Origin of the sequence: Mesorhizobium sp. M1A.F.Ca.IN.020.04.1.1, from assembly GCF_003997315.1 — a bacterium.
Classification (GTDB): Bacteria; Pseudomonadota; Alphaproteobacteria; order Rhizobiales; family Rhizobiaceae; genus Mesorhizobium.
On record NZ_RZSN01000009.1, the window covers coordinates 14,424 to 27,271 of the forward strand.

The following is a 12,848-nucleotide window of genomic DNA, read 5'->3' on the forward strand; positions in this document are numbered from 1 at the left end:
GAAAGGCGCCCATGCCCCATCTCCCCGAACATCTGCTGACCGGCTATCGCAACTTCATGAGCGGCCGCTATCCCGCCGAAAGCGACCGCTACCGCTCGCTGGCGCGTGAGGGCCAGGCGCCCGAGACCATGATCGTCGCCTGCTGCGATTCCCGCTCGGCCCCCGAAGCGATCTTCGATGCCGGGCCGGGCGAGCTCTTCGTGCTGCGCAATGTCGGCAATCTCGTGCCGCCCTATGAGCCGGACGGCGAGTTCCACTCGACCTCTGCTGCGCTCGAGTTCGCTGTGCAGAGCCTGAAGGTGAAGAACATCGTGGTGATGGGCCATGGCCGCTGCGGCGGCATCCGCGCCGCGCTCGATACCAATTTTGCGCCGCTGTCGCCTGGCGATTTCATCGGCAAATGGATGAGCCTGATCGCGCCGGCTGCCGAGACCGTCTCGTCCAGCACCTTCATGACGGCGACCGAGCGGCAGACGGCGCTGGAGCGCATCTCGATCCGCTATTCGATCGCCAATCTCAGGACATTCCCCTGCGTTTCGATCCTCGAGGGCAAGGGCAAGCTTACCCTGCACGGCGCCTGGTTCGACATCTCGACCGGCGAGCTCTGGGTGATGAACAAGGAGACCGGCGATTTCGAGCGGCCGGAGCTTTGATGGAGGGCTGATGGAGCGGATCTGGTGTAGGTTTCTCCTTGCGGCAGCGCTGCTGCTGTCCGCGACGATCAGCGCCAGCGCCGATGACAGCGCCGTCATCGATCGTTGGTATTCGGCACTCCTGGTCGCCGACCGCACCGAACTGTCCGAATTGCTTTCTGAAGAGGTGCACATGAAGCTCGACGATGTCGGCGTCGTCCAGGACAAGCAGGAATTCCTCGCGTCGATCGACGAATGGCAAGGCGCGGTTGCCGGCGCCGCCATCCGCCATCGCATCGAGAAGAGCGAAAAGGGCGAGACCACGGTGCTCGCCTGCTACGATTTCCCCGAGAACGACACGCTGATGCGCGAGACCTTCACCGTCGTCGGCGGCCGCATCACCGCCAGCACCCAGACGGCGGTCGCGCAGGACTGCAGCGCCTACTGATCCTGTTGTTGCGCGGTGCCGAGCACCGCCCTACATCGGGATAACCCGCCTGCATTCAGCCCCACCAAAAGCGCCTATGGATTTGCCCATGTCAAAGACCGTCGACCTCTCCGCCCATCCGCTGACGCTTTGGCAAGGCCCGCTCGGCCTGCCCGATTTCACCCGCATCGGCGACAATGATTTTGGGCCGGTATTCGACGAGGCGCTGGCAGCGCACCAGGCTGAGATCGACGCGATCGCCGGCAACAGCGAGGCGGCAACGATCGAAAACACGCTGGCTGCACTTGAGCTCGCCGGCGAGCCGCTCGACCATGTCTCGTCGATCTTCTGGTGTCGTGCCGGCGCCCACACCAACGACACCATCCAGCAGCTGGAGCGCGAGATTTCGCCCAAGATGTCGCGGCACTTCTCCGCGATCTCGATGAACGAGAAGCTGTTTGCCCGCATCGACGACCTCTACCAGCGCCGCGACAGGCTGAGCCTCGATCCCGAGACGTTGCGTGTGCTGGAAAAGACCTGGAAAGGCTTCGTCCGCTCCGGTGCGAAGCTCGATGCGGAAGGCAAGAAGCGGCTGGCGGCAATCAACGAGGAACTCTCCTCGCTCTGCACCAAATTCGGCCAGAATGTGCTGGCCGACGAACGCGACTGGGCGCTGTTCCTCGACGAGGCTGATCTCGTCGGCCTGCCGGATTTCTTGAAGAGCTCGATGGCCGAGGCGGCCGAGATGCGTGGCCAGAAAGGTCGCTATGCGGTGACGCTGTCGCGCTCGATCTACGAGCCGTTCTCGACCTTCTCGGAGCGCCGCGACCTGCGCGAGATCGCCTTCCGCGCCTTCATCATGCGCGGCCAGAATGGCGGCGCCAGCGACAATACCGATGTGGTGCGCGACATGCTGAAGCTGCGCGCCGAGAAGGCGAAGCTGCTCGGCTATGAGTCTTTCGCGGCGCTTAAGCTCGACGACACGATGGCGAAGACGCCGAAGGCGGTGCACAACTTGCTCGATCCGGTCTGGGAAAAGGCGCTGGAAAAAGCGGCCGCCGATCAGAAGGAGTTGGAGCGGCTGGCCACCGAAGCCGGCAGCAACGACAAATTCGCGGCATGGGACTGGCGCTTCTACCAGGAGAAGCTGCGCACGGAGAAATTCGCTTTCGACGAAGCCGAGCTGAAGCCCTACCTGCAGCTTGAGCGCATCATCGACGCCTGCTTCGATGTCGCGACCAAGCTGTTCGGCGTCAGCTTCGAGGAGAAGAAGGGCATTGCCGCCTGGCATCCCGACGCGCGCGTCTTCGTGGTCAAGAACGCGGACGGCAGCGAGCGCGGCCTGTTTCTGGCGGATTACTTCGCGCGGCCCTCGAAACGCTCCGGCGCCTGGATGAGCGCGCTGAAATCCGGCTACAAGCTTGGGAAAGGCGCGAAGCCCGTCATCTACAACCTCATGAACTTCGCCAAGCCGCCGGCCGGCGAGCAGGCCCTTCTCTCCGTCGACGAAGCAAAGACGCTGTTTCACGAATTCGGCCATGCGCTGCACGGCATGCTGACCGACGTCACTTGGCCGTCGGTCTCCGGCACCTCGGTCAGCCGCGACTTCGTCGAACTGCCCTCGCAGCTCTATGAGCATTGGCTGACGGTGCCGGCGGTGCTGGAAAAGCATGCGCTGCACGTCAAGACCGGCAAGCCGATGCCGAAGGACCTGCTCGACAAGATGCTCGCCGCACGCACCTTCGGCGCCGGCTTCGCCACGGTCGAGTTCACCGCCTCGGCGCTGATCGACATGGCTTATCACGCAAGGCCGGACGCGCCGGCCGAGCCGCTTCCGTTCGAGGCTGAAACGCTGGAAAAGCTGCATATGCCCAACACCATCGCCATGCGTCACCGCACCCCGCATTTCGGGCATATCTTCGCCGGCGAGGGGTATTCAGCCGGCTACTATTCCTACATGTGGTCGGAGGTGCTGGACGCCGACGCCTTTTCCGCCTTCGAGGAAACAGGCGATCCCTTCAACCCGGACCTTGCCGAGCGGCTGAGGAAGAACATCTACGCCGCCGGCGGCTCCAAGGACCCGGAAGAGCTTTACACGGCCTTCCGTGGGAAAATGCCTTCGCCCGAGGCGATGATGGTGAAAAGAGGGTTGGTGTAGCGCGCCCCTCCCTTCTCCCCATGTGGGAGAAGGTGGATCGGCGCGGAGCGCCGAGACGGATGAGGGGTGTTCCAGCGGAGTGAGACGTCAGCATTCCTTGGAGCACCCCTCATCCGTCGCCTGCGGCGACACCTTCTCCCACAGGGGGAGAAGGAGGAGCCTCATCCTTCCACGGATCCTTCACCCTCGGCCATATCGGTCTCCTCAGCTTCCTGTAATCCGTCACCGCCGGATTGCTGGGATAAGAACTCGGCGCCGCGACATAGATGACCTCGGCGGCGATCGGCGCGAAGCCGGCGTAGAAATGGTTGGTCGACTTGATCAGCAGGATGTCCTTCGACATCGGATCGACGCCGATATTGGAGAAGATGTCCGGCTCGAAGGTCTGGGTGCGGTTGGTGTTGAGGATGACGTCGACCTCGGTGCCCTCGATGCGAACCACCGCAGCCGGCCCGAGCGTCACCCGGCTCGGCCCGAAGCTTTGCCAGCCCTCGCTGACGGCCTTGAGCACCGTGACGCGCGCGTCGATCGGCTCGCCCGCCTGCGGCCCGGCCTTGCCGCCGAAGCGCAGGTCGATGACGGCGCCCTCGCCGGCGGCCTGGCAGAAGGTCACCGCGATCGGATCCCAGATCGTGGCGACGCCGACCCTGTCGATCCCGCGCGCTAACAATTCGGAGAGCACGATGGTGCCGTCGCCCGGCACGCCGCCGCCCGGATTGTCCCAGATATCGGCGATCACGACCGGCTTGTCCTTCTGTGCCGCACGCACGGCAAGCGCCCGCTCGATGCCGGCGGAGGCGGAGAGCATCGTCATCGCCGTCTTTTCGCGCAGCGCATAGAGCTCGCGTCCCAGCGTCTCGGCAAGCTTCTCGCCCTTTTCCTTGTCGTTGTCGGTGATGACCAGGATTCGCGTGCCCATTTCCGGCACGTCGGCGGCCATGAAACCGTGGATGACCGAGACCGACAGCACGCCGTCCTTGCCGTGCAGCGCTTTGATCTTGTCGACGAAGGAGCGCATCGGCTCGCGGCTGGTCGGCAGCACCTGGATCATGCGGCAGTCGAAGGTCGAGATCACCGGCTTGATTTCGCCCCGCGCCGCGGCAAGGCCGAGCTCGACCACATGCTCGCCGCGCTCGTAGAAATCGGTGTGCGGGAATTCGAGGAAATAGGCCATGATGTCGGAGGCCGCGACGCGCTTGGGCGTCAGATGGCTGTGCGGATCGAATTCCGAGGCGATCACCACCTTCGGCCCGACGATAGCGCGCACACGCTCCAGCAGGTCGCCCTCGCAGTCGTCATAACCCTGCGCCACCATCGCGCCGTGCAGGCCGAGGATCACCGCATCGACCGGCAGGGCGGCATTGAGCTGGTCGAGGATCTCGTCGCGCAGCGCCTCAAAAGCCTGCCGCTGCACCAGCCCGCCGGGCTCCGCCCAGGTGGCGGTGCCTTCGATGACGGTCAGGCCTTCGCTGGCCGCACGCCGGCGCAGCGCCACGATCGGCGAGGAGCACAGCGTCGGCGTCTCCGGATGTTTTCCCGGGCCGGCATAGAAGGCCATCTCGAACGAGGCCCGGTCGGTCGGCACCGGCGAGAAGGTGTTGGTTTCCGTCGCCAGGGAGGCGGTGAAGATGCGCATCAAAACTCCGTGGACTATTTGTTTTTGGCAATTCCGGACGGAAAACCGCTCCACAGTTTTCCTGGAATTGCCGGGATTGCTATTTCACCGCTCCTAATGCCAGCCCGCGGACCAGGTAGCGCTGGAGCCAGATGAAGAGGATCGCCACCGGCAGCGTCGCCAGCAGCGTTGCCGCCATGACATGGTGCCATTCGATCGTGTAGCGCCCGGCGACCAGCGAGAAAACCTGGATCGGCAGCGTGTAGCTTTCCTGGCTGCGCAACATGGTGAGCGCCACGACGAACTCGTTCCAGGCGTTGATGAAGGTGAAGATCGCCGTCACAGCGATTGCCGGCAGGCAAAGCGGCAGGAACACTTTTCGCAGCGTCAGCCAGCGGCCGGCCCCTTCCATCCAGGCGGCCTCCTCGAGGTCGCGCGGAATGGTGTCGAAATAACTCTGCAGCATCCAGACGGTGAAGGCGACGTTGAAGGCCATGTAGATGAAGCCGAGTGCCGTCGTGCTCTCGACCAGCCCCCAGGCGGCCATCAGCCTGAACAGGCCAAGCACCAGCACGATCGGCGAGATCATCTGCGAGATCAGAAGGAACTGGCGGAACGCGCCATAACCGGCAAAGCGGAAGCGCGACATGGCATAGGCCGCCGGCACCGAGATCAGGATGGCGCCGATGGTGGCGAGCGCCGAGACATAGAGCGAATTGAGAAGCGCCTGGCCGAAACCGGTCGCCACCCACATATCGGCAAAATTCGACCAGCGGAATTCGCTCGGCCACCATGTTGGCGCCAGCACTTCGGTCCGCGGCTTGACCGCAGTGAGGAACATCACCGCGAAGGGGAAGATCGTCACCACGATCAATGGCGCAAGCAGCAGCCAGGCGATGATCGAGCGTTTCAGCTTGCCGTTTCTCATGCGCGTTGCTCCCGCATGGCGAGCCGCACATAGATCATGGTGACGATGAGCAGGATGACGAACATCACCAGCGACACCGCCGAAGCCTCGCCCAGCTTGCCGATGCGGAAGGCGAGCTTGTAGAGATGGGTGACCAATATGTCGGTGGAGTTCGCCGGTCCCCCTTGAGTCATCACCCAGATGATCGGGAAGGAGTTGAAGACGTAGATCGTGTTGAGCACGATCGCGATGTTGATGAACGGTTTTAGGAGCGGAAAGGTGATCTCGCGGAACTGCTGTAAGGGGGTCGCGCCCTCCAGCGCCGCGGCTTCGTAGAGATCGTCGGGGATCGACGACAGGCCGCCGAGGAAGATCGTGGTGGTGAACGGCACCGTCACCAGTATGCCGATCAGCACCTGCATCGGGAAGGCGGTCTCGGCGCTCGCCAGCCACTGGATGTTCTGGCTGATTAGGCCGAGCTTCATCAGCCCCGAGTTCAGCATGCCGCTTTCGCCGTTGAGCGCCCAGCGCCATACCACCGCCGTCATGGTGAGCGACACCGCCCAGGGCAGCATGATGATGACGCGGGCCAGCCCACGGCCGTAGAAGTCGGTATTGAGTATGATCGCCACCGGGATCGACAAGAGCAGCGCCCCGCCGACCACCAGCACGGTCCATAGGCCGGTGCGCCACAGGGCGGCGACAAAATCGGGATCGGCAGCAAGCGCCCGGAAATTGGCCAGGCCGCTGAAGTCGCGCAGCTGGCCAAAGCGATTCACGTCATGCGTCGAGATCTGCACGAGATCCCAGACGGGCCAGAAGATCACCACCGCCGCCAGCAAAAGGCTGGGAAGCGTCAGCAGATAGGGCACGACACGGCTTTGCATCGGCTGGCTTGCACCGCGTTGCGGGTAGATGGCAGTGGCATTGGTGCTCAAGGCACGGTCCCCGCATTGGAATTTCGCTGGCCTGCCGGCTTGGCTGTCGTTCTTCCTGGGCAATTGCTTCAGGATTTGCATTCCTCGCCGGCGTTTGAGCCGACATCGATGATTGTCCTTGTCTGAACCGATTGCCCGGTCGTTCTTCCGCAATCCGACAGAAAACCGCGCCCGTTCTCCTGGGATTGCCAAGCCGGAGAGATGTGGCGCGCCCCGACGGGGTGGGGCGCGCCACGGGCGCAGGGAGATACGCCCTATTTCTTCAGTACGCCGTTGGCCTTGTCTGCCGCCTCCTTCAAAGCGGCCTCCGGCTCGGCGCTGCCGAGATAGATCTTCTGCATGGCGTCGGAAGTGATCTGGGCGATTTCTTCCCAGCCCGGGATGACCGGCGCGAAGCGAGCGTCGGGCAACAGCGCGGTGAAGGCGGCGAGGTCGGCGTTGTTGACGTAATACTCCATCTTCGCCTCTTCCTTGTTCACGGGCAGGAAGCCTTCGCCTTGCGTGAACTTGGCGCGCTGCTCCTTGGTGAACAGGAAGTCGAGCAGCTTCCAGGCCTCGTCCTTGTTCTTGGAGTTCTTGAACATGATTATGGAATCGGTGACGCCATAGGTGCCGCGCGCGCCGGTCGGCCCGGCCGGAATGGCGGCGACGCCGTATTTCAGGCTCGGTGCCTCTTCCTTGATCTGGTTGGAGAGGAATGGCGCGGTGATCATCATGCCGACCTTGCCCTGCTTGAACAGGTTCTGCACGTCCTCGCGGTTGTTGGAGGTCACGCCAGGCTCGGTCAGGCCCTCGTCGATCATCGACTTGTAAAGCTTGGCCGCTTCAAGCGCGCCCGGCGTGCTCAGACCCGACGTGCCGTCCTTGTTGAGGATCTCGGTGCCGAATGACCACATCGCGTAGTAGTAATAGACGTCCGTCTCGATCTCCTTGCCTTGCAGGCCGTAGCCGAAGGCGCCGACCGCCTTGATCTTGCGCGCGTCCTCCTGCAACTCGGTCCAGGTTGCCGGCGGCTTGGCTATGCCGGCCTTCTCGAACAGCTCCTTGTTGTAATACATGGCACGCGCCGAGGCGGCGATCGGCAGGCCATAGGTATGGCCGTTCATGATCGAGGGCTGCAGGAAGGTATCTATGAAGCGGTCCTTGAACTCGGGCTTGATGTAGCTGTCGAGCGGCTCGGCGACGTCTTGCTGCACGAAGTCGATCAGCCAGCGCGTCCCGATGATCGACAGATCGGCATTGGTGCCGGCAGTGATGTCGGTGGTCAGCTTCTGTAGGAGCACGTCCCACGGCACCACTTCATATTTGATGGTAATGCCGGGATTGGCCGCCTCGAACTCCTTCTTCACCTCTTCGAAATAGGGGCCAGTCTTGGCGCTGTATTCGGCGACGGTGACGCGCACCTCGCCCGCATCGGCCGGCGCGGCAAGCGCCAGCATGCTCATTCCGGCCAACAGGCCGACAGTCCATTTCGCAAGGCTCATCTGATCTCCTCCCATAATGCGCATTCGCGCCTGGCCGGTTGGCACAGGATTTATGTTACTTTCCTACATTATCGATGGTTTTCGGGGAAGCAGCAGTTTATCATGTTGCTTAATTACATCTCGTTGAGTAGCGTTCTCTCCCTGTCGGAAGTGGCGAGGAGCACTGATCGTGGTGTCGCAGGGCGATTTCGAGGGCAAGACAATTGTCGTCACCGGCGCCGGCGGCGGTCTTGGCTCGGCGATCGTGGCGCTGATGGCCGAGCGCGGCGGCCGCATCGTCGGCTGCGACCAGTCGGCCGAGGCGCTGACCAGCCCGCACATCGCCTCGTGTCACGTTTTCAACCTGCTCGACCGCACCTCGATCGAAGCGGCGATCTCAAGCCTGCTCGACAAGGACGGCGTGCCGGATATCCTTGTCAACAATGCCGGCTGGACGCGCGCCGAGACGCTGAAAGCGTTGACGCCGGAGAGAATAGAACAGGAGCTCGATCTCAACCTCGCCGGTGTGATGAGTTTCGCCGATCCGCTGGTCAAGGCGATGGCCGCGCGCGGCTCGGGCAGCGTCGTCTTCATCTCCTCGGTCAACGCCATCGCGCATTTCGGCAATCCGGCCTATGCCGCCGCCAAGGCCGGCATCAACGCCTACGCCAAGTCGATCGCCGTCGAGCTTGGCCGCAGCGGCGTGCGCGCCAACGTCGTCTGCCCTGGCTCGATCCGCACTGCCGCCTGGGATCATCGCCTGGCTAAGGATCCCGAGATCCTCGGCCGGCTGAAGCGGCTCTATCCGCTCGGCCGCATCGTGAATGCGTCGGAAGTGGCCGAGGCCGTGGCTTTCCTTGCCTCCGACCGCGCATCCGGCATAACGGGCGCCGTGGTGCCGGTGGACGCCGGACTGACAGCCGGCTACCTGCCTTTCATCGACGACATTTTGGGAGCGTGACCATGACCGATGTCCAGTTTCGCAACCTGTCGAAATCCTTCGGCCAGCATAAAATCCTCGAGGACATCAACCTCGAGATCAAAAGCGGCGAGTTCGTCGTGCTGGTTGGTCCGTCCGGCTGCGGTAAGTCCACGCTCCTGCGCATGCTGGCCGGGCTGGAGACGATCTCCTCCGGTGATCTCGTGATCGGCGGCACCCGTGCCAACGACCTGCCGCCGCAGAAGCGCAACATCGCCATGGTCTTCCAGTCCTATGCCCTGTTCCCGCATCTGAGGGCCGCCGACAATATCGGCTTCGGCCCGAAGATCCGCGGCGAGACGCGTGCCGCGATCGACGACAAGGTGAAGAGAGCGTCCGGCGTGCTCAACCTCTTCTCCTATCTCGACCGCTATCCCAGGCAGTTGTCCGGCGGCCAGCGTCAGCGCGTCGCCATGGGCCGCGCCATCGTGCGTGAGCCCTCCGTCTTTCTGTTCGATGAGCCGCTCTCCAATCTCGACGCGCAGTTGCGCGTGCAGATGCGCACCGAGATCAAGGCGCTGCACCAGCGGCTGAAATCGACCATCGTCTACGTCACCCACGACCAGATCGAGGCCATGACCATGGCCGACCGCATCGTCGTGATGGATCGTGGTCGCATCCAACAGGTCGGACAGCCGCTCGAACTCTACGACCGGCCGGCCAACAAGTTCGTCGCCGGCTTCATCGGCTCGCCGTCGATGAGTTTTGTTTCCGGCGCGCTGAAGACCGCCGACGCCAAGTCCTGGTTCGAGACCAAAGGCGGCGGCCGGCTGGCGCTTGCCGGCAAGACAGCGTCCGGCGGCGACACGGTCGAGGCGGGCATCCGCCCCGAGCATTTCATCATCGGCGCGCGTGACGATGCCATCGCCATCGACGTCGACGTGGTCGAGCCGACCGGCTCAGAGACCCATGTCTATGGCTCGATCGGCTACGACACGGTACGCGCCGTGTTCCGCGACCGGCTGCAGGTGAAGCCGGGTGACCGGCTGCCAGTGAGCGTCGACCCGCGCAACATCCATCTCTTCGACAAGGCGACGGGCCTGCCGCTGTGAGATGAAAGGATGAAGACCCCGGCCGACATCATCACCCGCCTGCAACTGATGTCGCAGGACGGCACCAAATCGGACCGCCGGCTGGCCGGCTTGGTGCTTTCCGATCTCGATTTCGCCTCCAAGGCAGCGATTTCGGAGATTGCCGCGCGTGTCGGCGTCAGCGAGCCGACCGTCACCCGCTTCTGCCGCAATCTCGGCTGCGAGGGCCTGCGCGATTTCAAATTCTATTTGGCGCAGGCGATCGCCATCGGCGGTCAGTACCTGTCGCCGGAACCGCTCAGCCGCGACGCGCGGGAGCAGCGCATCGCTTCCGCCATTACCGAGGCAGCGGTCGCCGCCATCCAGCGCGCCAGCGAAAATCTCGACATGACGACGCTGATGGCTGTCGGCGCCCGCATCGCCGGTTCCGGCAATGTGCTGTGCATCGGCTCCGGCGGCATCTCCTCGATGATGGCGACGGAGATGCAAAATCGGCTGTTCCGGCTGGGCCTCTCGGCGCTCGCCCAGGTCGACGGCCAGTTACAGCGCATGTATGCGGCGGTCGCGACACCGGAGACGACGCTGGTCGCCTTCTCGGTCTCGGGCTATGCCCGCTCGGTCATCGAGGCGGTCGAGGTCGCGCAGCAATATGGGGCAGCCACCGTCGCCATCACCGCGCCCGATTCGGCTTTGGCCAAGGTCGCCGACACGGTCATCCAGCTGCAGTCTTTCGAGGACGGCAATATCTACAAGCCGACCTCGTCGCGCTACGCACTGCTTGCCATTCTCGACATGATCGCCACCACGGTGGCGGAATCGCGCGGGCCGAAGGTGCTGGAGAACCTGCGCCGCATCAAGCAGAGCGTGAACACGCTGAAGGTCGACGATCCGAAGCTGCCGCTGGGAGATTGAAGCGCCGGCGCTGAACTGCCGATCGCCCCGAGTGGGAACCCAAGCGGAGGAAATGTCCGGCAGGACAGGGGCGGGCGCTGGCCCGCCTCGCCTCTCAAGTTTGGATTACCCGGAAAGCGCCTCGACGCTCTTCGCCAGCTCAACCGCATCACCCCAGATCCGCAGCGTCTTAAGCCGGGACGTGCCTCCGGCCACCACCGAAACCGCCGATCCCGGCACGCCAAGCGCCTTCGCCACCATCCGCTCCAGCGCCGTATTGGCGGCGCCGTTCTCCGGCACCGCGCGCACACGCGCCTTGAGATGGCTGCGCCCGTCGGCGGCCATCTCAATGCCTTCGATCCGATCCACTGCCGCCTTCGGCGTCAGCCGCACGAAAAGGTCGATGCCGTCGTCGCGCGGACGGAACGGCGAGGCCATGGATCGGCCTTAAGCGACCCAGGAGAAGACGGTGGTGATCAAAAACTGGCGGATGAAGAAGATGATCAAAAGAAGAATGATCGGCGAGATGTCGATGCCGCCAAGATCGGGCATGTAGCGGCGGATCGGCCGCAGCGCCGGCTCGGTCAGACGGTAAAGCATATTGCCGACGGTGCCGACAAACTGGTTGCGCGAGTTGACGACGTTGAAGGCATAGAGCCAGGAAAAGATCGCCGAGGCGATGATGATCCACCAGTAGATATCAAGCGCCATGACGATGGTTTGAATAAGGGCGATCATGCCGGTCTCCAAATTGTCGCCGACATGTAGCCATTGCGCGCGGAACCGGCAAGGCCCGGCCGTTTCGGCGCTCGATGCCGGGCAGCCGTTTCGCCTTGACATCAAACCGCCGCGACCGATACAAGCCGATCCGCTGGAACGGGGCTGTAGCTCAGCTGGGAGAGCGCATCGTTCGCAATGATGAGGTCAGGGGTTCGATCCCCCTCAGCTCCACCAGCCGAAAGCAGGGCGGGCTCTGGGCCCGCCAGTCGCTCAATCATCCCAATCGTCCCAATTGTCTTCATCCTGCCGCGGATAGCTGGGGATGACGCGGACAATCGGCCGCTGGCGCTCGTAGCGCCAGTAATACTCGTCCGACGGCTGCGGCTCGTAGGTGCGATAGATCGGCCGGTAGTGCCGCTCGCGCTTCCAATGCTTGTGCTTCTTGTGCGGGCGCACGCAATAGCCGTCTTCGGTCAGGTACGCGCATGTCACATGCGCCTGCTGCACGAGGCCGTCTCCAGCCGGGATACCGATCATCGGCGCCGCCTGAACCGCGGGCGCCAGCGCCAGCATGGTGCCGGCAAGAGTAAGGACGGACAATTTCATCGACCTCTCCATCGTCTCGAATTGGGCGGCCGAAAGACCTTCGGATTCAGGACGATTTGCGGCGACCAGCATCACTTTTCTTTCCCGCCGCACATATGAGCGTCAGATCATGTTTCCACTAGCATCCTGCGCCCTGCACGCCGGCCTGCTCTGTTTCCAGGTCACGAATTGGCAACGAGAAGCCATCTTCCGCGTCATTCCCACGAAACAGACGGGGCGCATTGGGTTGGGCGTCCCGCCGCCGACGTATCCGCCATCCCAACGGAGGAAGTATCAATGTCAGTGGTGGGAATCCTGCTCCATCTCGGCCGTGCCATCATCCATGCGCACAACAACGCCAAGGTCAGGAACCTGATGGACGCCTCGCCGCCCGAAACCCGCAGAGACATGGGCCGGCAAATTTCACCCGGCGCCTCCGAAAAAGAGCCCGGCGCCATTCATCCCGGCGGACGCTAAGACAGCTCCAGGATAAGTGCGAATT

The 12,848-nt window shown here is 63.3% G+C and carries 14 protein-coding genes and 1 tRNA gene; 8 read left to right on the forward strand and 7 right to left on the reverse strand.

Annotated elements, in window-relative coordinates:
• Nucleotides 1-11 precede the first annotated feature (11 nt).
• From EOA49_RS03845 to EOA49_RS03855, 3 genes are all read left to right on the forward strand, one after another.
• Nucleotides 12-653 carry a carbonic anhydrase gene (locus EOA49_RS03845; protein WP_067001427.1) on the forward strand — a complete coding sequence of 214 codons (642 nt, stop codon included), beginning with the start codon at nucleotides 12-14 and terminating at the stop codon, nucleotides 651-653.
• A 10-nt stretch (nucleotides 654-663) separates the two neighbouring features.
• Nucleotides 664-1,080: a hypothetical protein gene (locus EOA49_RS03850; protein ID WP_067323116.1), complete on the forward strand. Its 417-nt coding sequence runs from the start codon at nucleotides 664-666 to the stop codon at nucleotides 1,078-1,080.
• An 82-nt stretch (nucleotides 1,081-1,162) separates the two neighbouring features.
• A complete protein-coding gene (locus EOA49_RS03855; protein ID WP_127239491.1) occupies nucleotides 1,163-3,217 on the forward strand; it encodes a M3 family metallopeptidase in 2,055 nt (684 codons plus the stop codon).
• A 109-nt stretch (nucleotides 3,218-3,326) separates the two neighbouring features.
• On the opposite strand, the gene EOA49_RS03860 is transcribed toward EOA49_RS03855, so the two are convergent.
• The 4 genes from EOA49_RS03860 to EOA49_RS03875 form a co-directional block, all read right to left on the reverse strand.
• The gene (locus tag EOA49_RS03860; RefSeq protein ID WP_127239483.1) at nucleotides 3,327-4,853 is read right to left on the reverse strand and encodes a M81 family metallopeptidase; all 1,527 of its coding nucleotides are present in this window, start codon (nucleotides 4,851-4,853) and stop codon (nucleotides 3,327-3,329) included.
• A gap of 79 nt (nucleotides 4,854-4,932) precedes the next feature.
• The gene (locus EOA49_RS03865) at nucleotides 4,933-5,760 is read right to left on the reverse strand and encodes a carbohydrate ABC transporter permease (RefSeq protein WP_127239484.1); all 828 of its coding nucleotides are present in this window, start codon (nucleotides 5,758-5,760) and stop codon (nucleotides 4,933-4,935) included.
• Complete coding sequence (locus EOA49_RS03870) at nucleotides 5,757-6,626, reverse strand: sugar ABC transporter permease (RefSeq protein WP_127239492.1); 870 nt, start codon at nucleotides 6,624-6,626, stop codon at nucleotides 5,757-5,759. The genes EOA49_RS03865 and EOA49_RS03870 overlap by 4 nt, the downstream gene beginning before the upstream one ends.
• 305 nt (nucleotides 6,627-6,931) lie before the next feature.
• A complete protein-coding gene (locus tag EOA49_RS03875) occupies nucleotides 6,932-8,161 on the reverse strand; it encodes a sugar ABC transporter substrate-binding protein (protein WP_095827478.1) in 1,230 nt (409 codons plus the stop codon).
• A 169-nt stretch (nucleotides 8,162-8,330) separates the two neighbouring features.
• On the opposite strand from EOA49_RS03875, the gene EOA49_RS03880 reads away from it, so the two are divergent.
• From EOA49_RS03880 to EOA49_RS03890, 3 genes are read left to right on the forward strand one after another with little or no spacing between them, the layout of a single operon-like run.
• Complete coding sequence (locus tag EOA49_RS03880) at nucleotides 8,331-9,101, forward strand: SDR family oxidoreductase (protein WP_095799691.1); 771 nt, start codon at nucleotides 8,331-8,333, stop codon at nucleotides 9,099-9,101.
• A gap of 2 nt (nucleotides 9,102-9,103) precedes the next feature.
• Complete coding sequence (locus EOA49_RS03885; RefSeq protein ID WP_127239486.1) at nucleotides 9,104-10,171, forward strand: ABC transporter ATP-binding protein; 1,068 nt, start codon at nucleotides 9,104-9,106, stop codon at nucleotides 10,169-10,171.
• A 9-nt stretch (nucleotides 10,172-10,180) separates the two neighbouring features.
• Nucleotides 10,181-11,062, forward strand: coding sequence for a MurR/RpiR family transcriptional regulator (locus EOA49_RS03890; protein WP_067001412.1), 882 nt, complete (start codon nucleotides 10,181-10,183; stop codon nucleotides 11,060-11,062).
• A gap of 105 nt (nucleotides 11,063-11,167) precedes the next feature.
• On the opposite strand, the gene EOA49_RS03895 is transcribed toward EOA49_RS03890, so the two are convergent.
• Nucleotides 11,168-11,479 carry a DUF167 family protein gene (locus EOA49_RS03895; RefSeq protein ID WP_127239487.1) on the reverse strand — a complete coding sequence of 104 codons (312 nt, stop codon included), beginning with the start codon at nucleotides 11,477-11,479 and terminating at the stop codon, nucleotides 11,168-11,170.
• 9 nt (nucleotides 11,480-11,488) lie between these two features.
• Nucleotides 11,489-11,779 (reverse strand): YggT family protein, encoded by a 291-nt coding sequence (locus tag EOA49_RS03900; protein WP_067002157.1) that lies wholly within the window; start codon nucleotides 11,777-11,779, stop codon nucleotides 11,489-11,491.
• A gap of 140 nt (nucleotides 11,780-11,919) precedes the next feature.
• On the opposite strand from EOA49_RS03900, the gene EOA49_RS03905 reads away from it, so the two are divergent.
• Nucleotides 11,920-11,995: transfer RNA gene (locus EOA49_RS03905), tRNA-Ala, on the forward strand.
• 36 nt (nucleotides 11,996-12,031) lie between these two features.
• Here the strand turns inward: EOA49_RS03905 and EOA49_RS03910 are convergent.
• Nucleotides 12,032-12,367 carry a hypothetical protein gene (locus EOA49_RS03910; RefSeq protein WP_127239488.1) on the reverse strand — a complete coding sequence of 112 codons (336 nt, stop codon included), beginning with the start codon at nucleotides 12,365-12,367 and terminating at the stop codon, nucleotides 12,032-12,034.
• Nucleotides 12,368-12,643: 276 nt separating this feature from the next.
• Here EOA49_RS03910 and EOA49_RS03915 point away from each other — a divergent pair, with 276 nt between their 5' ends.
• Nucleotides 12,644-12,823 (forward strand): hypothetical protein, encoded by a 180-nt coding sequence (locus tag EOA49_RS03915; protein WP_095799687.1) that lies wholly within the window; start codon nucleotides 12,644-12,646, stop codon nucleotides 12,821-12,823.
• Nucleotides 12,824-12,848: the final 25 nt, after the last annotated feature.